The following is a 24460-nucleotide window of genomic DNA, read 5'->3' as shown; positions in this document are numbered from 1 at the left end:
GATTTTAAAAAAACTATAATAGTCATTAGCTCGCTAAAAACCAATTGAATAATGCTGGATGAAATTTATGGGAGAGTGGCATTCAATTGCCTGCCGAAGAGGTAGTACTTTCAGGAGCTTGAACTTCCAAGCGGGACCGTAAATTGACAGGACTCTGGAGAGATCCAATTAATGGGCGCCGAAGGGGCAACGCAATATGCTTTGCTAATCTCTCAGGCAAAAGGACAGAGTATTTAAAGTTTATGCCAATGACATTTTGTCAGTGGGCTTCTAAACTTTTCTTACAGGTAAGCCAGAGTCAAATCGCAATGATTTGGCTCTTTTTTTACCTTGAAAAAGAGTTTAAAACCATGCATCAAAAGAGCTCATAGACCCAAGGGCCAGGGCAGCTTCGCCCGCAGAAGAGAACCCATTGCATGGAGAGGCGGTAAAACTTTGCAGTACATACTTTCTGAAGCTTAGATGAAGCAATGGTAATCGCCAGAGTCTTAACAGCTTGGTGTTAGCAAGACTTTAAAATAGCAACATGGAGAAGACAGAAATTTAAGGAGGAGCATTAAGACATGGAATGGTTTCACAACATCGTCATCTGGTTAAATGATTATCTCTGGGGTCCCCCAATGTTGATTCTTCTTTTCGGTACGCATTTATTTCTTACCTTCCGAACCAGGTTCATTCAAAAGCACATAATTAAGGCCATTAAGTTATCCATAACCAAGGACAAAGCCTCTGAAGGAGATGTAAGTCAATTTGGGGCTCTTGCGACGGCATTGGCAGCAACCATTGGGACCGGCAATATTGTTGGAGTTTCGACAGCAGTTGCTCTGGGCGGTCCTGGAGCTGTACTTTGGTGTTGGCTGACGGGCGTCTTTGGCATTGCAACTAAATACTCCGAGGCTTTATTATCTGTTAAATACCGTGTTAAGACTTCTGACGGCACCATGCTTGGCGGGCCGATGTATGCTTTAGAGAATGGTCTCGGTCAAAAAGGATTGGCGGTCTTATTTTGTATCTTTACAGCAATTGCTGCTTTTGGAATTGGCAACACAGTTCAAGCAAATTCAATTTCTACAATGGTCCAGGAGACTTTCAATATCTCCTCATATATTACCGGCGGTATTATGGCCCTCCTAACAGGGGTAGTTATTATCGGTGGGGTTAAATCTATAGCTTTAGTATGTGAGAAATTAGTACCACTCATGGCCTTATTTTATGTTGTTGGCTGTATCATTATCTTAGTTTTAAATTCTTCACATGTAATTCCGGCAATCAGTTTGATTGTTAGTTCCGCATTTTCTCCTCAGGCAGCCGGCGGCGGCTTTATTGGCGCATCTGTTATGATGGCTGCACGCTATGGTATAGCCCGGGGGTTGTTCTCCAACGAATCCGGGTTAGGATCTGCTCCTATTGTAGCTGCTGCCGCCCAAACCAGAAATCCTGTACGTCAGGCCCTTGTTTCTGCTACCGGAACTTTCTGGGATACAGTGGTAGTCTGTGCAATGACAGGAGTGGTTGTTGTGAGTAATATCATGAGCAACCCTGCAGCAACGGAAGGCTTAAAAGGTGCCGCCCTGACCAAGGCGGCTTTTGCCCAAATTCCGGTTGTCGGTCCCTTTGTATTAACCGTTGGTTTATTAACCTTTGTGTTCTCAACGATCCTGGGCTGGTCCTATTACGGAGAGAGAGCAATTGAGTACTTGTTTGGCAAAGCTGCCATCCTGCCTTACCGGATTCTTTGGGTTTTTGCAGTATTCCTGGGCTCTATTATGACGCTTCAGCTGGTTTGGGACATGGCAGATGCCATGAATGCCCTGATGGCCATACCAAACCTCATCTCTCTGCTCCTCTTAAGCGGAGTTATAGTAGCGGAAACGAAAAAGTACCTTTGGGAAGACAATTTGGATGAGATCTCCAAGGATCCAATACCGGTAATTAAAAAATAAGTGTTATCTCAGGAGAATCGCCGCCTGGTTTCTGTTTCAAATTCGGATTTAAATCCGAATTTGAACTGTCGTTCATTTATCTTTCTGACAGGCTTTAATACAGGGGCGGATCGTACAAATCACTTGTGGCTGAATCCGTGGTTTCAACCAGCTCGGCTTCCACCCCTGACGAAATAATGGGCATGGATGATCCTCCCTTATTCCGGATTTTGCTAAGACTTAGCCTATCATTATTATCTTATGCACTTTGTCCGGCAGAGGTTACCCTTGTCTGGGGTTATTTAGGACTAAATAAAGACAAGACTGTAAAGTGCCTAGGCGCTTACATTCTTGTCTTATTTTTGTCACCAATAAGGGCTTGCGTTGCTCAGGACATTTAAATTCGGAATCGATTCCGAATTTGAGCGATTGATGTAAGGCCGTACAAAGTAGTCGAAAGCTCTTGCCGGTATGCTGCGGTACGAAGACACTGTCTTCGCACGAATTAACTTACTTGCACAGATGCGGCGAAGCTGCCCGACCTCAGGACACGTCCTTTTTTCATCCTCTTAATGGCTTAACCTTCCGAGAAACGCCTGAGTTCGTTTTTCTTGAGGATTTCCAAAAATCTGGGCAGGCGGCCCTTCTTCGACTATTTTCCCTTCATCAATAAAAATGACTCGATCGGCTACTTCCCGGGCAAAGCCCATTTCATGGGTAACAACAACCATGGTCATGCCATCTTCTGCCAATTGCTTCATTACGGTAAGAACTTCCCCCACCAGCTCGGGATCAAGAGCTGAAGTGGGCTCATCAAAGAGCATTATTTTGGGATGCATAGCTAAGGCTCGAGCAATGGCTACTCGTTGACATTGCCCGCCTGACAACGTGCCGGGATAACAGTTTTGTTTATCGGAAAGACCAACCTTAGCAAGCAATTCTTGAGCAACCTTAATAACCTGCTTCTTTGGCTGATGGAGGACGTGAACGGGAGCTTCAATGATATTTTCCAAGACTGTCAAATGGGGGAAGAGATTGAATTGCTGGAATACCATTCCTACCTGACGACGGATTTGTTTGAGACTTTTTGAATTTCTCTCTAAGGGGGTACTTTCGATCAAAATCTCTCCTGATGTCAATGTCTCTAAGCCGTTTAAACAGCGCAAAAACGTACTTTTCCCTGAGCCGCTGGCTCCGATAAGCACAACAACCTCGCCGGTGGACACCGTCGCATCAATGCCGTCAATAACCCGGTTATAGCCAAAGTCTTTAACTAACCTGTTAACTGTAATCATTGGTGGATTATTTGTTATCGTTAACCCCAATCTCAACACGCCCTTGTCCGATTTTCTTTCGATAAACGCCATTCAAGGCTGCGTAAAGCAGCGGATATTACCGTTGTCATTAGTAAATATAAGAGAGCTGCAGTGGTATAGAATTCCAAAGAACCAAATGTCACACTGGCAAAGCGTTGGGAAGTTTGGAGGAGTTCCGACATGGTGATGACGGAACAAAGAGAAGAATCTTTCAAGGAGATGATAAATTGATTGCCTAATGACGGAATAGAAATGCGCAAGGCCTGGGGAAAGATAATTCTGCGCATCGTCAAAAACTTTCCCATGCCAAGAGACAGAGAAGCTTCCGTTTGTCCTTTGGGAATTGCTTCAATGCCCCCCCGAAAGACCTCAGCGATATAAGCACCGCTGTTAATTCCCAATCCCAGAATAGAAGAGGCAAAAGCATTGAGTGTGATGCCCAGCTGTGGGAGACCAAAATAGATGAGAAATAACTGAACAAGCAAAGGGGTTCCCCTAATCAGCCAAATGTAAAAATGAGCAATATACTTCAGAGGAGTGTGGGATATTTTTAGGATCGCTGCAATCAGACCAATAATGATACCGAATGCTATCCCTAAGACGGCCAATTCTATGGTTAGGGCTGCCCCTTGTAATAAGAACGGCAGATATTTTACGATGATGCTAAAATCCAGATCCATTGCCAATAACCTCCAGTTTGATCAGAGCACACCCCTTTGCTGAATCAATCATAGGATTAACGGATATCCTGATTGAAATACTTTTCACTAATAGCTTTGTAGGTGCCGTCATCCATCATATCTGTAAGAGCTTTGTTAACTGCATCTAATAGTTCAGGACTGTCTTTACGAATAGCGATCCCCATTTTCTCCACATATATTAAATCACCAACTAATTTAAAAGGATAATTATTATTCTTAATAGCATTTAAACCTACAATTTTATCCGTAATTACGGCATCAAGTCTGCCATTAAGCATATCATGAAAGGCATCAGGGTCACCTTTGTAAGTGTTGACATTGGCACCCAGTTCCCGAGCTTTCGTTTCAAAAGTTGTACCGAGAACAACGCCGACGGTTTTGCCTTTCAAATCATCAGCGCCGCTGATCGTTGAATCCGAGGGTACAATAATTTGGGCTCCAGAGCGATAGTAAGGATTACTAAAATTGACTTTTTGCAATCGTTCATCAGTAATGGCCATACTGCCTAAAATCATATCAAATTTGCTGGTTGTTAAGCCGGCGATGATTCCATCCCATTCGGTGGCAATTGGCTCGGGGTTGACATTGATTCTCTTGGCGATTTCCTGGCCAATTTCCACATCAAACCCAGTCAGCTCATTTTCCTCGTTAAAGTAGTTGAATGGGGGATACTGTCCACTCATAGCAAATGTGATTTTTCCAGCAGCCTTAATTTTTTCCAGGGTAGTTGCAGGTGTTTTTTCAGAATCCGAATTACTTTTAGAAGCACCGCAACCGGTCATTACCAATAAGATTAGTGTAGCAAGGATAAGTAATTTTAACTTTTTCATGATCTTTTTCTCCCTCCTATGTACCTGTTATCTTTTGATAAACACTCATATCAATGCCCTTTATTAAGGCAATAGGACCACCTCCAGCAAAGCTAAATATTAATCGATACAGATTTTCCCTAACAACTTCATTTATAATTATAAGTTGTTACTTTCCTTAGTATACCATAATTTATACGTTAGGCCAATTATCAAATAAAATCTTGGGGTTATAATTCTACAAAATTTAAAGTTGACAATTATTTGCAAACAACTTATTATATTTAAAGAAGTTGTCAGTTTATCCTTACCCTGGGTTGAATTTAAAGGCCCCTTTTAGCCATCTATGGTTACAGAGGTACTGCTATCCAAAAACCTGGCCAAGTATTGTGTGTTTCACCTCAAAATCCAGGTCGAAGTATAGACAGTTTCTGAAGGTTATCGAGTGCAAAGACAGTGTCTGCAAGAGGGTTTAACCCGTGCGAAAACAGTGTTTTCGTCGTGGGCACCTGCCAAGTATTTTAGTAACCGAAGCCTAAGCTATTTTGGATAAACTTTCGGGTAACCAGACGAGGAGGTAGAATAAATGAATGATCAACGAAAAGTATTGTGGCCTGATGTGAGCGACGAACAATGGAATGATTGGAATTGGCAAATTTCAAATCGAATTACAAATCAAAAGGAACTCCTGGAATCAATGTCTCTAGACGTTGTGGAAGCAGATCAAATAGAGGAGTGTCTAAAAAATTTTCGTATGGCAATCACACCATACTATTTTTCTCTTATAGATCTAAAAGATCCTGATTGTCCGATTCGAAAACAAGCAATTCCTTCCATCCTTGAACTGAATAAATCCTCTTGTGATTTAGATGATCCGCTGCACGAAGAAGCAGATTCTCCTGTACCGGGATTAACACACCGTTACCCTGATCGGGTCTTGCTCCTGGTAACTGATCAATGCTCAATGTATTGCAGACATTGCACCAGAAGAAGGATGGCTGGGCAGACAGACAAGGCCTTGCCCCTTAATCGCTTTAAGCTTGCTCTGGAATATATCCGCTCCAACCCTCAAATTCGAGATGTACTCATATCCGGGGGGGATCCATTTACACTTTCCGATGAGCGTCTGGAATATATCCTAACTAATCTTCGTTCAATTCCTCACGTTGAGATTATCAGAATTGGGACAAGAACTCCGGTTGTTCTTCCCATGCGTATTACAGAGAATCTGATCCGGATTTTGCAAAAGTTTCAGCCAATTTGGATTAATACTCACTTCAATCATCCAAAAGAAATTACTGGTGAAGCTCGTGAGGCGCTGAATAAACTCGCCAACGCAGGTATACCTCTTGGCAACCAATCCGTTTTACTTAAAGGAATCAATGATTGTCCGATAATCATGAAGAAACTGGTTCATGAACTGGTTAAATCCCGTGTAAGACCCTATTATTTGTATCAATGCGATCTATCCCGTGGCATTGAACATTTCCGGACATCCGTTAGTACCGGTCTGGAAATCATCGAAATGCTTAGGGGCCATACCTCAGGTTTTGCAGTTCCAACCTTTGTCGTTGACTCGCCGGGAGGCGGAGGAAAAATTCCTTTACAGCCAAACTATTTGATTTCTCAATCCAATGACAAAGTAATCCTGCGTAATTATGAAGGAGTTATCAGCGTCTATCAGGAGCCTGAAGACAAAGAAAGCCGCTGTAAGACATGCCCGAACCCTTGCACAAGTATGAAGACCCGTAAAATTGGTTTAGTAAAGCTGCTTCAGGGTGAGCGTATCAGTCTGACCCCTCAAGAAAACCAGCGACAGGAGAGACGAAAAAAAGTCTCCGGCGGAGGTGGAGCTAATGCTTAACACGATGGGCCTGTGTTCCTTAAAATCCGTTATTGTGGATGAAAGGAATAAACGGCTAGTCGTCAATGGCTATCCAGAAGAGACTAACCCAGCTTTTTTTAGTCGTGAGCTCATTGATTTTGCAGTGGCAAGAAAACTCGAAAAAATATGGCTTTGGGCTATCCCTGCAGATGTGCCTGAATTTTTGGGATGCGGATTTCGTACGGAAGGGAGTCTCTTCCGGGATAAGTATGATGAATTTGCCATTAGCCTTGCTTACTATGTTAGTTTTTCTAGGGGAAATTCCGATAAACTGGAATCTGAAAATGATATTATTAACACTGTCAGGACGGAACCGATTAGGAGGATGCCCTCCTTGCCGCAAGGGATGGAGCTAAAACTTCTGAATGAATCCTTTGCACCGGAAATATCAAAACTATTAACCCAAGTGTTTAAAACTTACCCATCGCCTGTGGAAGATGATCAATATGTCCAGTCCTTGATTAAAAATGGGAATATTTTCGCCGGAGCATTCTTTGAAGAGAGGCTCGTTGCCGTTGCAGCAGCTTACCCGGATGATACTTTAAAACGCTGCGAAATGACGGATTGTGCAACCTTAAAAGAGTATCGAGGTTATTCACTTTCCCAACGTCTCCTGGACATATTAGAGCAGGAGATCCAAAAGTACGGATCCTATATTCTCTTTACATTGGCACGTGCCCAGTCATATGGGATGAATAGAGTATTTCACAAGCTTGGGTACAGATTTCAAGGCCGCTTAATCAAGAATTGTGATATCGCGGGTTCTTTTGAAGATATGAATCTTTGGGTCAAATAGGGGTATGCTTATGTATCGAAGAATTGTAGTTCCGGTGGATTCTTCTGCTCTATCCAGACGTGCTTTAGAGTATGCCCTAGAGTTATGCAAAGGTACAGGTGCCGAATTAACCGTTGTATACATCAACCCAATCATCCCCAGCTGGTATGGCGGATCAATCCCGGAAAGATGTTTTACTTTATTGGAAGCCATTGGTACGGAAGAGAGTTTAAATAACCTGCTTTCAGACCTTGACGTTAAATCTCTCTCAATCAGTAAAAAAACGGCTGCCGGCAACCCAGTTACACTGATTATAGGTATGGCTAAGGAAGAAAAGGCAAATTTAATAGTCATGGGCAGCAGAGGATTTAATTGGCTGACAGGACTGCTGTTGGGAAGCGTCAGTCAATGGGTGATTAAATACGCTCCCTGCCCTGTGCTTATTGTCAAATAGGAAGGAAGGATGACTTGCTTCCTTCCTATTTTTCTAATATGATTTATTCCCTTGGAGAAGGCTGTTCAATATCAGGAGTACTACCTGGGACTTCAACATGTTGTGAGAAAGCAAAGTTTGGCTCGTACTTCAAGCAGAAGGAGAAATATTGTCGCAATTGAAAAGTTGGATGATGAACGGATCAAATTATTTTTGATCAAAGGAAATAAGCTTCTGCAGAGAATGGTTCTAAATTGGATTCCATTTAAGCATTTAAAAAATAAGTCTTTCTTAGATACAACAATCAGTAAGATTATCTCCTATATATTTACAGTATTCACCAATGGTACATCTTGTTTTTAGTTATAAATGTGTCATATTTTATGAGGAAAGGGGTTATCTACTTAGTAGTAGGTTGCACAGATGTATTGAATGTGCTATATTAGTATAAGGAAATTTGTAGGGTTGATGGTAAGGAGTGGGTTCAAGCCCGCTCCTTCGTTTGTCCATATCGTGGCGTAAGTATAACTCATACTCATCTACGTTAGACTATAATAGGATTGGTTATGTTACGTTACGTTTAAAGGAGCGATATCATATGAATCAAGCATTGGTACAAAAAATTGGGGTAATGGTTGAGCCATTAATTAAGGAAAAAGGCCTTGAATTAATCGATGTAGAGTACGTTAAAGAAGGCGCACATTGGTATTTGCGCCTGTTTATAGATAAAGACGGCGGCGTAGACATGGATGATTGTACTGCTGTAAGTCACGTTGTCAGTGAAATGTTGGATGAGAAAAATCCCATTCCGCAAGCATACATGCTTGAAGTGTCTTCACCTGGGCTTGAGCGTCCTCTCAAAAAGGAAGAGGACTTTGTTCGTTTTCAGGGAAATTTAGTTACGGTGCTGACAACATCGAAGTTTATGGGATACGAGAAGTTTATAGGGAATCTAGTTGGTCTTATAAACAATGAGATCGTTTTAGAATATAATGATGAGCGCATCTCAATTCCTCGTAATTTAGTGAAAAAAGCTCATTTAGCAATAGATTTTTAATGTCAGGGTTCTGTCCGACCTTCCCCGACACCTTACCAACACTTCATCCGGCCATCACATTAATGCAAGAGAAGATGACTGCCGGTTACTTTTAAGACTTGATGCTGCCTGGTTTTTCTAATGTACAACAGAATAAGGAGGAAAATGTAGAAATGAATATGGAGTTCATCGAGGCCCTTCACGAGCTAGAAAAAGGACGAGGAATATCGGCAGAGATTCTATTTGAGGCAATTGAGGCCGCACTGATCTCTGCCTACAAAAAGAATTTCGGATCATTACAAAATGTCCGAGTTCTTATTGATCGCTTAACCGGCGAGTTTAAAGTTTATGCTCGTAAGACCATCGTTGATGTCGTGGAGGACCCTCGGACTCAGGTGAGTTTGGGAGAGGCGCGTAATCTTGATCCTAATTATCAGTTGGAAGATATCGTGGAATATGAAGTAACTCCTCGTGAATTCGGTCGAATTGCTGCGCAAACTGCCAAACAAGTTGTTGTGCAGCGTATCAGAGAAGCTGAACGCGGTATGATCTACGATGAGTTTGTTAATCGAGAAGGAGACATCGTTACAGGGGTTGTGCAACGGTATGAGCAAAAGAATGTAATTGTCGATTTAGGTAAGGTTGAAGCGGTTCTGCCGGCTCAAGAACAAATCCCGGGAGAAAGCTATCAATCATTTGAGCGTATTAAAACCTATGTTGTAGAGGTTAAGAAGACGACTAAAGGGCCGCAGATTATGCTGTCCCGAACTCATCCAGGGTTGATAAAGCGTTTATTCGAACTCGAAGTACCTGAGATACATGATGGTGTTGTAGAGATAAAGGGGGTTTCTCGTGAAGCCGGAGCTCGATCCAAAATAGCAGTTTATTCACGAGATCCTAATGTTGATCCCGTCGGAGCCTGTGTCGGACCTAAGGGAGTACGGGTACAAACCATTGTCACTGAATTGAAAGGGGAAAAAATTGATATTGTTAATTTCTCCCTGGATCCTCAAGAGTATGTAGCTAACTCGCTTTCTCCGGCAAAAGTCTTGCAAGTCTATCCTAAACTTAATGAAAAGGTTGCCATTGTCGTGGTTCCTGACTATCAGCTTTCCTTAGCTATAGGCAAAGAGGGACAAAATGCACGTTTGGCAGCAAAACTTACAGGCTGGAAGATTGATATAAAAAGCGAGTCTCAAGCAATAGCCCATAATATTATTCCTCAAGGGCAAGAAGAGTATGAAAACTACGATGAATTCGATGAGTATGAGGAATACTCCGATTATGATGAGTATTCGGATACCGAAGAATATCAGGAGTATCAAGAAGAGCAGGATTATCAAGAAGACGTTGGTAAAGAGAGAAGTCAACATACCGCCAACGAAGAATACAATGATTACGATCTTGCTGAACCCTACACAGATTATAACGAGGAGCTCGACTCCCTTGAATATGATGACAATGATATTATAGATGAAGAGCTTGCAGATTTAGATCTGGATCTCGAAGAAGCTCCGAAGGATAAAAAGAAGAAGGGGTGAAGGTATGAAGACACGGAAAATTCCGATGCGGATGTGCTTGGGCTGCCAAGAAATGAAGCCCAAAAAAGAGCTTCTGAGAGTTGTGAGAACTCCGGAAGGTACGATTGAGCTCGATCCAACTGGAAAGCGGAATGGTCGTGGCGCATATCTTTGTTCCAACGTAGACTGTTTTCACACCGCCGTTAAAGAGCGACGTTTCAGGAAAGCCTTTGGAGTGGATGTGGATCCAGAGGTATTTCAGCATTTGGAAGGGAAAATAAGTTCGTGAATACACGTATCCAATCGCTCATTGGAATTGCTCGGCGGGCTGGTAGAATTGCCTCAGGAGATGCTCAAATTGAGGCTATGGTTAAAAAAAGAAAAGGTTTTCTCCTTATCATTGCGGAAGATGCCCATGGAGCTCAAAAAAAGTATTCTCAATGGGCAAGTGATATATCGTTGCCGGTATTAATTGCCGGTACCAAACTAGAACTAGGACGTTCTATAGGACTTTCGCCGCGTTCAGCAGTGCTTATTTTGGATCAAGGGTTTGCTAAGGCTATTTTACTAGCAAGGAGCTGATGCTTGGAGCGTAATGTGGGAGCCGATTATGTGGGGGTGGTTTAATGAGTATTCGTGTTCATGAATTGGCAAAAGAATTAAATTTGAGCAGTAAAGAAGTGATGACAAAACTCGTGGCTATGGGAACTGATGTGAAAAATCATTTGAGTACGGTTGACCAAAGGGATGTAGATCGTTTGAAGAACCAACTGAAAGGAAAGGAGAAAAATTTGGAGCGTTCTGAACACAAAAGTACCGAAGAGACAAAGCAGAATAGATCAGGATCTGTACAAGACGAAATGCTGAAAGATCCCCGTTCAGCACCGGAACGAAAAACTCAGAATCCACGTCCGGATGGGCAGTTCCAAAGTTCCCGGTCAGGAATGGAAGGACGTTCCCAAGGTCCCAGACAAGGAACGGAAGGACGTCCGCAAGGTCCCAGACCAGGAAATCAAGGGCAGGCTCAAAGTCCACGTCCTGGAAACCAAGGACAGCGTCCGCAAGGACCACGTCCAGGATACCAAGGACAGTCCCAAGGACCACGTCCAGGGTATCAAGGACAACCCCAAGGACCACGTCCAGGGTATCAAGGGCAGTCTCAAGGACCACGTCCAGGGTATCAAGGGCAGTCTCAAGGACCGCGACCGGGGTATCAAGGGCAGCCTCAAGGACCGCGACCGGGGTATCAAGGGCAGCCTCAAGGACCGCGACCGGGGTATCAAGGGCAGCCTCAAGGACCGCGACCGGGGTATCAAGGGCAGCCTCAAGGACCGCGACCGAGATATCAAGGGCAGTCTCAAGGACCGCGACCGGGGTATCAAGGGCAGCCTCAAGGACCGCGACCGGGGTATCAAGGGCAGCCTCAAGGACCACGTCCAGGGTATCAAGGGCAGCCTCAAGGGAATCGTCCAGGGTATCAAGGACAGTCTCAAGGGAATCGTCCGGGGTATCAGGGACAATCTCAAAGTAATCGTTCCGGACATCAAGGACAGTCTCAGGGCAGTCGTTATGGAACGCCTTCTCGCTCAAGTGCAGCTGCGCCGCCTTCGCCTATAATTCCAGAACCGGCAAAAAGGCAGATGCCCAATAAAAAAACTCAGGATAAGGCGTATGAACGAAAACGTGAACTAGAAAAAGAACGAGAAAATGTAATTCGCTCACCACATAAACGTCCCCAAAAAAATCCCAAAAAAGAAGTTAGGGATACGACTCCAAAGCATATTGTGATACAAGGGTCAATATCAGTTCAAGATTTAGCATCAAAAATGAGCCGTAAGGCGGGCGAACTGATTAAACAGCTTATGAATCTTGGAGTTATGGCTACAATTAATCAGGAGCTGGACCCTGAAACTGCAACAATCTTGGCTGCTGAGATGGGTGTTACAGTTGAAGTTAAGGCTGAAAAATCATTAGCTGTTATTGAGGAAATTCAAGACGATCCTAAAGATCTGGTATTTCGCCCGCCGGTAGTCACGGTCATGGGGCATGTTGACCATGGGAAAACATCTTTGCTTGATGCCATAAGAACCACCCATGTCACTGCTTCAGAAGCAGGAGGAATTACTCAGCATATAGGGGCCTATCAAGTTGAAATAAATGGTCAAAAGATTACATTTTTAGATACTCCAGGTCATGAGGCTTTTACTTCAATGCGTGCCCGTGGGGCTCAAGTTACGGATATTGCCATCTTAGTTGTGGCAGCCGATGACGGAATCATGCCCCAAACCGTTGAGGCTATTAATCATGCCAAAGCAGCAGAAGTCCCGATCATTATTGCTATCAATAAAATAGATAAAGAGAATGCAGACCCTGAAAAGGTTAAACAAGAACTGACCGAATACGGTCTTGTTGTCGAAGAATGGGGCGGCGATACTATTGCCGTACCTGTTTCGGCTAAGAGCAAACTAAATATTGAACAACTTCTTGAGATGATATTGTTAGTTGCAGAACTCCGTGATCTCAAAGCAAATCCTAATCGCCCGGCGGCTGGTACAGTCATTGAAGCAGAATTGGATAAGGGCAAGGGTCCCATAGCTACAGTGCTTGTTTCTAAAGGAACCCTTAATATTGGTGATGTTGCTGTTGCGGGTTGTGCCTACGGTCGAATCAAGGCTATGGTGGATGAAAAAGGACGACGGGTCAAAAAAGCCGGACCCTCTATGCCTGTGGAAGTGCAGGGCTTGTCGGAAGTACCTGAAGCTGGAGAACCCTTTTATGTTGTGGCTGATGAAAAATTAGCTCGTCAAATAACATCGGCCCGAATTGCTGTTCGTAAAGTTGAAGAATCGAAACAGAACGTTGCAGTTAAAGTCAGCTTAGAAGATTTGTTTGACAAGATAAAAGAGGGAGAAATCAAAGAGTTAAACATTATCATTAAAGCAGATGTACAAGGATCTGTTGAAGCTCTCAAGCAATCCTTGCTGAGGCTTTCAACGGGTGAAGTCCGGGTTAACCCTATTCATGGCGGGGTTGGAGCCATCAATAAAAATGATATTATGTTAGCCTCAGCTTCTAATGCCATTATTTTAGGCTTTAATGTCCGGCCTGATTCTAATGCTAAAGCGACTGCTGAGCTGGAGGGCGTTGATTTACGCCTGTACCGAGTCATTTATGACGCTATAGAAGATGTTAAAGCTGCCATGACAGGCTTGCTGGACCCTTCCTTCAAGGAGGTCGTCGTAGGTAAAGCTGAAGTCCGTCAAGTCTTTAAAGTGCCGAAAGCAGGAACAGTTGCTGGCTGCATGGTCACAGAAGGAAAGATTATACGATCAGCTAATGTGCGCATTATTCGAGATGGGATTGTCATTCACGAAGGCGTTATGGAATCCTTGAAGCGCTTTAAGGATGACGCTAAAGAGGTTGCCGAAGGCTTCGAGTGCGGTATTGGCATAGAAAAGTATAATGATGTCAAAGAAGGGGACACTATTGAAGCATTTGTCATGGAAGAGGTAAAACGGACATTGTAGTAAATCTGCTCTGGAGGTATAGGTATGTCGAAACATCGGCCTAATCGGTTGGCGGAAACCCTTAAAGAAGAGATCTCCCAGCTTATACGAGTAGAGTTAAAAGATCCGCGTATTGGTTTTGTAACTTTGACAAGTGTCGACGTTGCAGACGACTTATCCCATGCCAAAGTGTATGTCAGTGTTCTTGGTACTGAAGATGAGGGACACGCATCATTGGATGCTTTAAATCGTGCGGCAGGATATGTTCGGTCGGAAATAGGCAAGCGGGTGCGTCTCAGGCATGTACCAACTATTGTCTTTAAATACGACCCTTCGATTCAACATGGGGCGCATATTGCAAAATTACTCAAAGATGTAGGAGTATCGGGCGAATCAGGTAAGGAAGAATCTCATGAATGAAGATACTGTTATTAAAGAATTCATTGAAGTTCTGAGAAAAGCGCCGAAGGTGGCGCTTTTCTCCCATGTTTCGCCGGATGGAGACTGTTTGGGATCAATGCTGGCAATTGGAAGATCCTTGGAAAACTTAGGGAAAGAAGTAATCTATTATAACCCTGACCCCGTCCCCAAAAACCTATTGTTTTTGCCGGGGGTTTCTCAAATAACGCGGCAGCTGCCGGCTCTTCTGCCGGAAGTTTTGATGTTTGTTGACTGTACGGATCTTGGGCGAGTCAAGCTTACGAAGCCCGATATTCCTAAAGCAAATACTGTTCTTAATTTAGACCATCATATCTCGAACCAAGCATTTGGACATATAAACTGGATTGATGAAAAGGCAAGTGCGACAGGTGAGTTGGCTTTGAGTCTGGTCACCTTGTTGGGGGTAGAAATTGATACGGATATGGCGACGAATCTTTACACGGCTATTGTCACGGATTCTGGTTGCTTTCAATATAGTAATACGACTGCCCAAACTCATCGTTTGACGGCACAGTTACTGGATAGAGGAATTGATCTGGCCAACATTCATCATCATATTTTCGACCAGAAGCCTCTTTCTCAAATCAGGCTGCTTCAATATGCTCTTAATGGACTTGAACTATATGCTGAAGGACAGTTGGCAGTAATGTCATTAAGGGCTGAAGATTTCCATAAAAGCGGTGCAGAGCAGGAATTAAGTGAGGGCTTAGTGAATCATGCCCGTAGTATCGCAGGTGTTGAAGTAGCTATCCTTCTAAAAGAGATTGGAGTAAAGGAAATAAGAGCAGGTTTGCGCTCCAACCGCTGGCTGGATGTGAATAAAATCGCCGCACAGTTTGGAGGGGGAGGGCATAATCGGGCGGCAGGCTGTACTTTTATGGGACCCATGGAGGAAGCTAAGCTAAAACTAACCGGCGCAATTGAGGAGGCGTTAAAGAATGGAAGGAATTATTAACGTCCTTAAGCCTCCCGGTATGACGTCTTCAGATGTTGTCGTTTGGATACGAAAAGTTCTTAAGATTAAAAAGGTAGGACATACTGGAACGCTAGACCCAGGGGTGGCAGGTGTGCTGCCGATTTGTGTGGGCAAAGGAACTCGTCTGGCGGAGTTTATCACTGACCAAGGTAAGGAGTATATTGCCGAGGTAACCTTTGGGGTTTCTACAGATACTCAGGACTCATATGGTAAGGTTATTGAAGAGACTTCTTCGCCAAAGTTAAGGAAAAGTGATGTCGAAGCAGTCCTGCCTAAATTTCAAGGAGAAATATCCCAAATTCCTCCTATGTTTTCCGCAGTACGCAAAGAGGGCAAACATCTTTATGAATATGCCCGCCAAGGGATTTCAGTTGAACGGGCTTTACGTCAGGTGACAATTCATAGATTAAGCCTTGACAAATGGTACGAGGGAAACCATCCAAAGGCTATCTTGACCATAGAATGTTCAAAGGGAACATACATAAGGACAATATGTCATGATCTTGGACAAGCCTTGGGCTGTGGTGCCCATATGTCTTATTTGGTACGAGTTCGTTCGGGTCCGTTTAAAATCCAGGATAGTTGGACTATTGAAGAGATAGAGAAAGCTTTTGGAGATGGTAATTTAGCATTTCTCCTCCCTTTGTCCGCTGGGATTGATCTGCCACGAGCAACGTTGCCTGAATTCCGCGCAAAGGCTTTCAGAAATGGTTTGCCCACAAAGAAAGAATACGTTAAGGTATCCGGCAACTATAATGCTTCTTTTGTACAGGTTATAGAAAAGGGACAATTAATAGGAATTGGGGTCTGGCGTGAGGAAAGCCTTTATCCTCACAAAGTTTTTTAAATACGAATTATTTGGCGAAAGCCAATGGTTAATAAATACTAGTCAGCAAACTCGTCTGGCTATTCCCTATATTTAGGAGGTCAAATCGGTGGAAGTTCGAACAAGTCTGCCTATGGAAAGAGAACCTTGTGTCTTGGCGTTAGGTAATTTTGATGGTGTTCATCTAGGTCATCGCCGTTTGCTCGAACATGGATTAGAACAAGCTTCACGCTTAGATGTAGGGTTGGATGTTCTGATTTTTGAGCCCCATCCCCTAAAAGTATTGTTTCCTGAGCAAGGTGTAAAGCTGTTGTCCACTTCTCAGGAGAGGCTGTTTTATATGGAGGAAATCGGGGTGCGTACTGTTTACCATTTACCCTTTACCCTGGAGATGGCTAATACCTCACCGGAAGAGTTTGTAGAAAAGATTCTCCTGCCCTTAGGAGTGATTCATGTGGTTGTAGGTTTCAATTATTCCTTTGGTGCACAGGGTAAAGGGAATCCGGAACTCCTTCAAGTACTGGGTCAGAAGCATGGATTTGGAGTAAGTGTTCTTCAGGCTCAAACATTGAGTGGAAGGGTCATTTCTTCCAGCAGTATTCGCAAGGCATTACTGCAAGGGGACATTGAATTAGCAAGCGCTCTCTTGGGGCGGCAGCCTTGTTTGCGCGGGACAGTGATCCATGGAGAAGAACGAGGACGAAAGCTGGGTTATCCAACGGCCAATATTTTTACCTCAGAGGACTTTCTGATTCCGAAACGCGGAGTTTATGCTGTATGGAGTATGATGGACGGCAGACGTGTATTTGGAATGATGAATATCGGCAAGAAACCAACCTTTCATGAAATGTATGATACTGTGGTTGAAGTTCATTTCTTTGATTTTAAAGGTGATTTATATGATCAGGAGATTTCGGTTTTCATTGAACACCGGCTTCGGGATGAACGAAAATTTAATGGTATACAGGAACTTTTAGCACAGTTAGAAAACGATTGTGCGAATGCCAAAGCTGTTTTGGGGTTATAACTTTACAAAAGGATTATTAACATGTATACTACTTTAGTAACTAATTAGGACCCACTGACTCGGCTTAACGATACTCCAGCGTTTACCTGGGCAGTCGGGAATTATAAAAAATGGAGGAAACTATCATGATGACACCTGAAAGAAAGCAAGAGATTATTTTAAAGTACGCACAACATGAAGGAGATACAGGATCTCCGGAAGTGCAAATTGCGCTTCTTACCGAGCGTATTACGTACTTGACCGAACACTTTAAGACCCATAAGAAAGACCATCATTCCCGTCGCGGACTTTTAAAGATGGTTGGTTCCAGACGTGCTTTGTTAAACTACTTGAAAAAAGTCGATTTTGATCGTTATAGAAATATTATTGCACAACTTGGTTTGCGTAAATAATCAACTTGGACCCAAGAAGCGGATCTCTGAGATCCGCTTCTTTCGTCGTTTGGAGATATTATTCCTAGGTTAGTTTTATTTCTGCAAATTGCAGGAAATAATAAGAATATGTCGAAGAGAAAACAAGTTTAGAAGGATTGAATAGATTAAGGAGGTTCCGTTGTGAAACAGGAAATACTAGAGAGGTCTCTGACCGTTGGCGGAAGAACGATGACCTTCCAAACCGGAAAGCTTGGCAAGCAAGCTGGAGGGTCCATATTTCTTCGCTATGGTGATACAGTTGTAACAGCATTTGCTACCTGCAATGCTGTGGCTAGGGAAGGCATTGATTTCTTTCCCCTAACGGTAGAGTTTGAAGAACGCATGTATGCTGCGGGAAAAATACCCGGAGGCTTCATTAAACGAGAAGGGAAAGCCAGCGAGAAAGCTGTTTTGTCGGCACGTTTAATTGACCGGCCCATTCGCCCATTGTTCCCGGAAGGATTTCGCAATGAGGTTCAAGTTGTTGCCACAGTCATGTCTGTTGACCAGGATTGCGCTACCGATATTACGGCAATCAATGCAGCTTCCGCAGCCTTAAGCATATCCAATATTCCTTTCGAAGGTCCAATTGCTGCAGTGACAGTTGGGCTTATAGATGATGAATATATTATTAATCCCACCATTGAGCAAGCAGCAAAAAGCCGGCTGCACCTTACCGTGGCAGGGACTCAAGCAGCAGTTATGATGGTCGAAGCCGGTGCTCAAGAAGTTCCCGAAGACCAAATTCTTGAAGCCATTATGTTTGGGCATACAGAAATCAAGAAGATTGTCCAGTTCATTGATGAGTATCGTCAAGAAGCGGTTGAGCTTGGGTTAGCAAAAGAAAAATTCGAAGTGACCATTGCCGGTATTCCGGAAGCTATTGTAGAAGCCGTAAATGCCTATGCCTATGAGAAATTGGATAAGGCTGTCCGTGTGGAGGAGAAGAAAGCCAGGGAAAGCGCCATTGACGAAGTTAAAGCAGAGGTCCTGAGTCACTTTGAAACTGAGTTTCCAGATAACACCAATAATATAATGAATTTGCTGGAGGAGATTGTACATAAAATTGTTCGCAAGTTAATTACCCATGAACAAATTCGGCCGGATGGTCGTGCAGTGGATGAAATACGTCCCATTAGCGTTGAAGTGGGAATTCTGCCCCGAACTCATGGTACAGGATTATTTACCAGAGGGCAAACTCAAGTATTAACGGTAACAACCCTTGGCGCTGCCAGAGATGAGCAAATTCTGGATGGTTTAGGCTTAGAAAGATCTAAACGCTATATACATCATTATAATTTTCCTCCCTACAGTGTGGGAGAAACCCGCCCAATGCGCGGCCCCGGACGCAGAGAAATTGGTCATGGTGCTTTGGCAGAACGGGCCTTACTTCCTGTGCTTCCGGATGAAAACGAGTTTCCTTATACCATTCGCCTGGTTTCTGAAGTCTTGGAATCCAATGGTTCCAGTTCCATGGCGTCTGTATGCGGAAGTACGCTTTCCCTGATGGATGCAGGTGTTCCGATTTCTTCACCCGTTGCCGGTATTGCCATGGGCCTGATTAAGGAAGATGATCAAATTGCTATTCTGACAGATATCCAGGGGTTAGAAGATCACTTTGGTGATATGGATTTCAAGGTAGCCGGAACCAGCAAAGGAGTAACCGCTCTGCAAATGGATATTAAAATAATGGGTGTGTCTAGAGAGATTCTCTCCAGAGCCCTTACCCAAGCCAAAGCCGGACGGTTGTTTATTTTGGATAAGATGCTGGCTGTTTTGGACAAACCTCGTCCGGAGCTATCCACCTATGCGCCGAGAATTATCACGGCAACCATTCATCCGGATAAGATTCGGGATGTCATTGGACCTGGCGGGAAGACAATTAAGAAGATTGTTGAAGAAACGGATGTTAAAATCGATATTGAGGATGATGGTCGTGTCTTTATCTCATCCGTTGGCGGTGAAGGCGGAGAGAAGGCTCTCAAAATAATCCAGGCTCTTACTCAGGAAGTAGAAGTTGGGAAGATTTATCATGGTAAAGTAACAAGAGTTATGGACTTTGGAGCGTTTGTCGAAGTTATTCCTGGGGTTTTAGGACTGGCAGGCAAGGAAGGTCTGGTGCATATTTCCCAGCTGGCCCATGAACGTGTGGAGAAAGTAGAAGATATTGTTAAAGTTGGAGATGAGATTACAGTTAAAGCAACTGCTATTGACAAACAAGGGCGATTGAATTTATCGCGTAAAGAGGCTTTGCCCCGAAAAGACAATTCAGCTAATCCAAAAGCTAAAGGATAGTAACCAAATATTAAAATGACAGTCTGTGAGCCCCCTTTACTGCATAAATCTTAAGGAAGGGGGGACGCATATGTTCATTAACTTAAAAATCTCGCGACGACTACTCTCGTTAGGCGGGATTTTCTTTCTCTTATTCGTCGGAGCCGTGGTAGCTGAACGATGGATTACGACAGCGAATGCTCCCGTATCTCAGCCACTTGATCAGATTCAGACGGATCAGAAGATTATGGCCATAACTATTAATATCGATTGGGGAGAGGAATACATTCCGGCTATCTTAGACGAATTAGATAAAGGCAAAGCCAAAGTTACTTTTTTTGTTACCGGCCGTTGGGCCCAAAAAAACCCGGAATTATTAAAAGAAATCTCCAGAAGAGGGCATCAGATAGAAAACCACGGCTATTCACACCCTCATCCCGATCAATTGTCCGTTGCTGCTAATCAAGTAGAAATCAAAAAGACGGAAAACATTATCGAACAAATTATCGGCAAAAAAACGCATTTGTACGCTCCTCCCTATGGGGAGAAAGGCGCTTCCGGGTTACGGGCTGCAAAGGAACTTGGCTATCGTACGATTCTTTGGACATTAGATACGGTGGACTGGAAGCCTGAAAGTACACCGGGCGTTATTGCCCAACGGATTGTTAATCCTGCTGTACGTTATGGAATTAAGCCCCAAAAAGAAGGTGCCATTATCTTAATGCATCCTAAAGAAAATACAGTTAAAGCTTTGTCGGTAATACTCCAGCAACTTGCTTTGGAGGGTTATAATTTCCAAACCCTTGATGAGCTAATAACATATGACCAGAGCGGAGATACTACCTCATGACAAACTAAAAGTTGAGGTGGTTAAATGATCAGGCTGAAGTGGACGCAGGCTTGCTACTGCGTTATTCTTTGTGTTATTGGATTTTGCTTAATAATGGTGCCTTCCGTTCATGGTGCTCCGGCAAAAAAGCCTGTCAATAAGCCTGTGGCTGCAAATGAGCCTTCAAGAATTACCGCTGATGCTGCCGTATTGATGGATGTAAAAACGGGGGAGGTCCTCTTTAGTAAACAAGCGCATAAACGTCGTCCTCCGGCTAGTACCACTAAAATAATGACTGCCATTTTGGGATTGGAGTTAGGCCGACCGGATGAAGTTGTTACAGTCAGTGAGAAAGCTGCCGCAGTAGGAGAATCAACCATTCATCTGGATCCGGGAGAGAAGATCACTCTTTACGAACTCATTACGGGAGCATTAATTCGGTCCGGCAATGATGCCTGTGTTGCCATAGCTGAGCATATTGCCGGAAGCGAAGACAAGTTTTTGGACTTAATGAATCGTAAAGCCTTGATGTTAGGCGCACAAGATACAAATTTTAAAAATACAAATGGTTTACCCCGTAAGGACCATTATTCTACAGCTTATGATCTGGCTGTTATGGCGCGTTATGGTTTGCAGATACCACAATTCTCCTCAATAATCCGGCTAAAAGAAACTGAAATCCATTTTATTGAACCAGACACCTTTATGGACTTAAAAAATACCAATAAGTTATTGTGGAATTACCCCTATGCAGATGGTGTAAAGACAGGAACGACGACTGCCGCTGGCAAATGTCTCGTGGCTTCAGCAACCAAAGAAGGGCGACAATTGTTGGCCGTTGTCCTCAATGCCCCCGATCGTTTTGGAGATTCAAAAAAACTCTTGGAATGGGGTTTTGCAAATACTGAAATTGTTCATCTATCAGATGCAGGACAAATCATGGGGGACTTTCCCAGCGAAATTAAACCTGTCCGAGTTATCGCAACAGCCCCTTTGGAGGTTAGTATTCCCAAGAATGAACGGGAGAAGCTGACGACGCGGATTGAGTGGGAAAAACTTAAAAATCTTCCAGTACGTGCAGGAGAACGCGTAGGTCGTTTAGAAGTGTGGTTAGGAGAGCAAAAGATTAACAGCGTTCCTTTAGTCAGCGAAAATGAAGTAGGAGAAAAATCGTTTCTGAAAACGATTATTTCCTTTTATGATAGGATTTAAGAGGGAGTGTGAATTTATTGTATAAAAAGACGCTGCTGTCCAACGGAGTTAGGATTATCACAGAAGAAATTGATCATGTTCGCTCGGCGGCAATCGGCATATGGGTAGGAGCAGGATCTCGAGACGAAGCTGAAGGATTTGAAGGGATTTCACACTTTATTGAACATATGTTTTTCAAAGGAACTGAGCATCGCAGCGCCCGGGCATTAGCCGAATCCCTTGAAGCGGTCGGAGGGCAGCTGAATGCTTTTACTACAAAAGAATATACCTGTTATTATGCCAAGATACTGGATGAGGACTTGGATCTCGCCATTGATGTTTTGAGTGATATGTTTTTCTGTTCACTCTTTGACGATAAGGAGATTGAAAAAGAAAAGAATGTTGTGATCGAAGAAATAAAAATGTATGAAGATTCTCCAGACGAGTTAATTCACGATGTCTTTTCAGAGCATGTATGGAACGATCATCCTCTTGGCAAACCAATTTTAGGTACGGAAGAAAGCATCAGGTCTTTAAGTCGGGAAAAGATTATGCAATTTCTTACCCAGCACTATGCTCCCGATAATGTGGTTATTTCTGTAGCTGGCCGGATAAACCATGAGGATGTCGTTGCCAAGCTTTCTTCCCAGTTTGGTTCTTTTGTTCGAGGAGGGCGTCGGGTTCTTGAGGAAACTCCTGTGGGTCATACCATTGCCCATTATCAAAAGAAAGACACGGAACAAATGCATATTCTCATGGGCGTACCCGGTTTGGGTCAGGATGATGAAGATATTTATGCCATGCACATTTTTAACAATGTTTTAGGTGGAGGCCTGAGTTCCCGTTTATTTCAGGAGATCAGAGAGCAGCGGGGCTTGGCTTATTCTGTGTACTCCTATCATGCAACCTATGTGGATACAGGATTGTTTGCTATTTACGCCGGAACAAGTCCAAAAAATACTCAAGAAGTTGTAACTTGTATTCTGGAAGAATTAATGGGGATGAAGGAAAAAGGAATCAGTGCAGAGGAACTGAGAAGAACAAAGGCACAAATCAAAGGCAGCTTGTATCTTGGCTTGGAAGCTGTAAGCAGCCGAATGAGTCGTTTAGGAAAGACAGAACTCACCTATAATCGGGTGCTTTCACCCGAAGAAGTCGTAGAGAAGCTTGAAAAAGTGACTCTGGAGGACATAGTACGTCTTATAGGACGTCTTTGGCAAAAGGATAGAATCAGTATTATGACTCTGGGGCCAGCCGGCAACGATGTGAATTTACCAATGCTGTTAAAGAAAGCAAATTGGTAAATTGGAAGGTTCGATATTCTTCTCAGCTCGAAGTTCGAATATCGAACCTTGCTTTTTGGAGGGATATGTATTGAAAACGTCTATGACTGTGAAAATTATGAGAGTAAATAACAGTACTTTGAAACTTCCTGAATATGCCACAACTGCTTCAGCAGGAGTGGATCTTTGCGCGGATTTGAAAGAGCCCCTGGTCGTAAATCCCGGTGAAAGTGTTAAAATTCCCACTGGGATCTCTATCGCACTACCCAGTCCCCATGTTGTTGCTCTTGTTTTTGCCCGAAGCGGATTAGCCAGCCGTTACGGCATTAATCTGACTAATGGTGTAGGGGTGATCGATGCAGATTATCGCGGCGAAATTCATGTACTGATCAGGAATATGGGGGAGCAGATATTTACGGTCAATTCAGGGGATCGTATCGCCCAAATGGTGTTTATGCCGATTTTTCGAGCCGTTTTTGAAGAAGTCTCTAAGCTTGAGGAAACAGCCAGAGGAACCGGTGGTTTTGGATCAACGGGAATATAAAGTCTCTTAGGATAAAATCCATGGGTATTGGTTCTAAGGCAGTTTGTCTTTTCATAAACTCCCCATGAGGGGGAGTGAAAATGCAAGCCCTTTGGTCGATTCTAATAATAGCAGGTATTGTGGCTTCTGTTCGTGAACGAAGGTTCAGAATGATGTGGCGATCATCCCAGCCTTCTTCAAATCTGCTTGCTTCAGCTTTGAGTCAACTGGTGGGCACAGCAGGGGGAATATATCTTTCTTTAGAACTTTTGTTTTCTTTTTTAAAGATCCCTGAAGATTGGTGGAGTAACTCAATATACTTTGTTGAGCCGCTAGCCGTATTTTCATTACTGTTGGCTATTTTACAACCATTTGGCTTGAAAGTTTGGAGTAAAATGCGAAAATAGGGGTGACAATATGCTTTTAAGTGATCTGGCAGGGAAAGAAATTATAAATCTCCATAATGGGGCAAAACTTGGGCTTGTCGGAGATGCGGACCTCGATATTTCATTTAACGGTTCTGTCGAAGCAATTATTCTAACATCCCGAGGCGGGTTCTCCGGTTTTTGGGGTTCTAAAGGGGATCGGGACCGTGAAAACCTGGTAATTCCCTGGCAAACGGTTAAAAAAGTTGGGTCAGAGGTCATTATCATTGATTTGCAGAATAGATCGGATCGAATTCGTTGAAAATTCAATTTGACAGAGGACAAGATTACCAATAAAATGAATGGAAAGCTTTAACCCCGCATTGCGTTTGAGCAACGGGGTTTTTAC

24 protein-coding genes and 1 riboswitch are annotated in these 24460 nt (G+C 43.4%); of the genes, 21 read left to right on the top strand and 3 right to left on the bottom strand.

Features of this window, described 5'->3' with window-relative positions; all coding sequences use genetic code 11:
- The first annotated feature begins 144 nt into the window (after positions 1-144).
- Positions 145-238: riboswitch (glycine riboswitch) on the top strand.
- 325 nt (positions 239-563) lie between these two features.
- Positions 564-1943, top strand: a complete 1380-nt coding sequence (locus tag DESOR_RS22245) for an alanine/glycine:cation symporter family protein (RefSeq protein ID WP_014186847.1) — start codon at positions 564-566, stop codon at positions 1941-1943.
- Positions 1944-2491: 548 nt separating this feature from the next.
- Here the strand turns inward: DESOR_RS22245 and DESOR_RS22240 are convergent.
- Genes DESOR_RS22240 through DESOR_RS22230 form a run of 3 tightly spaced genes read right to left on the bottom strand, consistent with a single transcriptional unit; the run spans position 2492 to position 4769 of the window.
- Positions 2492-3217, bottom strand: coding sequence for an amino acid ABC transporter ATP-binding protein (locus DESOR_RS22240; protein ID WP_042332640.1), 726 nt, complete (start codon positions 3215-3217; stop codon positions 2492-2494).
- A 32-nt stretch (positions 3218-3249) separates the two neighbouring features.
- Positions 3250-3918, bottom strand: a complete 669-nt coding sequence (locus tag DESOR_RS22235) for an amino acid ABC transporter permease (protein WP_014186844.1) — start codon at positions 3916-3918, stop codon at positions 3250-3252.
- A gap of 56 nt (positions 3919-3974) precedes the next feature.
- On the bottom strand, positions 3975-4769 hold the full coding sequence (locus tag DESOR_RS22230) for an ABC transporter substrate-binding protein (RefSeq protein WP_014186843.1): 795 nt from the start codon (positions 4767-4769) through the stop codon (positions 3975-3977).
- A gap of 565 nt (positions 4770-5334) precedes the next feature.
- Here DESOR_RS22230 and kamA point away from each other — a divergent pair.
- From kamA to DESOR_RS22125, 20 genes are all read left to right on the top strand, one after another.
- Positions 5335-6612 (top strand): lysine 2,3-aminomutase, encoded by a 1278-nt coding sequence (gene kamA / locus DESOR_RS22225; RefSeq protein ID WP_014186842.1) that lies wholly within the window; start codon positions 5335-5337, stop codon positions 6610-6612.
- A complete protein-coding gene (gene ablB, locus DESOR_RS22220) occupies positions 6605-7429 on the top strand; it encodes a putative beta-lysine N-acetyltransferase (protein ID WP_014186841.1) in 825 nt (274 codons plus the stop codon). Before kamA ends, ablB begins: the two co-directional genes overlap by 8 nt.
- A 10-nt stretch (positions 7430-7439) precedes the next feature.
- Complete coding sequence (locus DESOR_RS22215; RefSeq protein WP_014186840.1) at positions 7440-7862, top strand: universal stress protein; 423 nt, start codon at positions 7440-7442, stop codon at positions 7860-7862.
- A gap of 577 nt (positions 7863-8439) precedes the next feature.
- Positions 8440-8898: a ribosome maturation factor RimP gene (locus DESOR_RS22205; protein WP_014186839.1), complete on the top strand. Its 459-nt coding sequence runs from the start codon at positions 8440-8442 to the stop codon at positions 8896-8898.
- A gap of 152 nt (positions 8899-9050) precedes the next feature.
- Positions 9051-10418 carry a transcription termination factor NusA gene (gene nusA, locus DESOR_RS22200; RefSeq protein ID WP_014186838.1) on the top strand — a complete coding sequence of 456 codons (1368 nt, stop codon included), beginning with the start codon at positions 9051-9053 and terminating at the stop codon, positions 10416-10418.
- Positions 10419-10422: 4 nt separating this feature from the next.
- Complete coding sequence (gene rnpM / locus DESOR_RS22195) at positions 10423-10686, top strand: RNase P modulator RnpM (RefSeq protein ID WP_014186837.1); 264 nt, start codon at positions 10423-10425, stop codon at positions 10684-10686.
- Positions 10683-10979 carry a L7Ae/L30e/S12e/Gadd45 family ribosomal protein gene (locus DESOR_RS22190; RefSeq protein ID WP_014186836.1) on the top strand — a complete coding sequence of 99 codons (297 nt, stop codon included), beginning with the start codon at positions 10683-10685 and terminating at the stop codon, positions 10977-10979. The genes rnpM and DESOR_RS22190 overlap by 4 nt, the downstream gene beginning before the upstream one ends.
- A gap of 44 nt (positions 10980-11023) precedes the next feature.
- Entirely contained in the window at positions 11024-13924 is a 2901-nt protein-coding gene (gene infB, locus DESOR_RS22185) for a translation initiation factor IF-2 (protein WP_014186835.1), read from the top strand.
- Between the two features lie 24 nt (positions 13925-13948).
- Positions 13949-14323, top strand: coding sequence for a 30S ribosome-binding factor RbfA (gene rbfA, locus DESOR_RS22180; protein ID WP_014186834.1), 375 nt, complete (start codon positions 13949-13951; stop codon positions 14321-14323).
- Positions 14316-15299: a DHH family phosphoesterase gene (locus tag DESOR_RS22175; RefSeq protein ID WP_014186833.1), complete on the top strand. Its 984-nt coding sequence runs from the start codon at positions 14316-14318 to the stop codon at positions 15297-15299. The genes rbfA and DESOR_RS22175 overlap by 8 nt, the downstream gene beginning before the upstream one ends.
- A complete protein-coding gene (truB, locus tag DESOR_RS22170) occupies positions 15283-16167 on the top strand; it encodes a tRNA pseudouridine(55) synthase TruB (protein ID WP_014186832.1) in 885 nt (294 codons plus the stop codon). The genes DESOR_RS22175 and truB overlap by 17 nt, the downstream gene beginning before the upstream one ends.
- Before the next feature lie 88 nt (positions 16168-16255).
- Positions 16256-17173 (top strand): bifunctional riboflavin kinase/FAD synthetase, encoded by a 918-nt coding sequence (locus tag DESOR_RS22165; RefSeq protein WP_014186831.1) that lies wholly within the window; start codon positions 16256-16258, stop codon positions 17171-17173.
- 125 nt (positions 17174-17298) lie between these two features.
- Positions 17299-17565 (top strand): 30S ribosomal protein S15, encoded by a 267-nt coding sequence (rpsO, locus tag DESOR_RS22160; protein WP_014186830.1) that lies wholly within the window; start codon positions 17299-17301, stop codon positions 17563-17565.
- Positions 17566-17727: 162 nt separating this feature from the next.
- A complete protein-coding gene (locus tag DESOR_RS22155; RefSeq protein WP_014186829.1) occupies positions 17728-19881 on the top strand; it encodes a polyribonucleotide nucleotidyltransferase in 2154 nt (717 codons plus the stop codon).
- A gap of 70 nt (positions 19882-19951) precedes the next feature.
- Positions 19952-20710: a polysaccharide deacetylase family protein gene (locus tag DESOR_RS22150; RefSeq protein WP_014186828.1), complete on the top strand. Its 759-nt coding sequence runs from the start codon at positions 19952-19954 to the stop codon at positions 20708-20710.
- A 24-nt stretch (positions 20711-20734) separates the two neighbouring features.
- On the top strand, positions 20735-21901 hold the full coding sequence (locus tag DESOR_RS22145) for a D-alanyl-D-alanine carboxypeptidase family protein (RefSeq protein ID WP_014186827.1): 1167 nt from the start codon (positions 20735-20737) through the stop codon (positions 21899-21901).
- 17 nt (positions 21902-21918) lie between these two features.
- Complete coding sequence (locus tag DESOR_RS22140; protein WP_014186826.1) at positions 21919-23184, top strand: M16 family metallopeptidase; 1266 nt, start codon at positions 21919-21921, stop codon at positions 23182-23184.
- An 82-nt stretch (positions 23185-23266) separates the two neighbouring features.
- Positions 23267-23707 carry a dUTP diphosphatase gene (dut, locus tag DESOR_RS22135; protein WP_042332637.1) on the top strand — a complete coding sequence of 147 codons (441 nt, stop codon included), beginning with the start codon at positions 23267-23269 and terminating at the stop codon, positions 23705-23707.
- An 80-nt stretch (positions 23708-23787) separates the two neighbouring features.
- The gene (locus DESOR_RS22130; protein WP_014186824.1) at positions 23788-24093 is read left to right on the top strand and encodes a hypothetical protein; all 306 of its coding nucleotides are present in this window, start codon (positions 23788-23790) and stop codon (positions 24091-24093) included.
- Between the two features lie 10 nt (positions 24094-24103).
- A complete protein-coding gene (locus tag DESOR_RS22125; RefSeq protein WP_014186823.1) occupies positions 24104-24373 on the top strand; it encodes a YlmC/YmxH family sporulation protein in 270 nt (89 codons plus the stop codon).
- The last annotated feature ends 87 nt before the right edge of the window (positions 24374-24460 follow it).

The organism is Desulfosporosinus orientis DSM 765, assembly GCF_000235605.1.
GTDB lineage: Bacteria > Bacillota > Desulfitobacteriia > Desulfitobacteriales > Desulfitobacteriaceae > Desulfosporosinus > Desulfosporosinus orientis.
The sequence above is the reverse complement of the archived record's forward strand: the minus strand, read 5'-3'. Positions and strand labels throughout refer to the sequence as shown.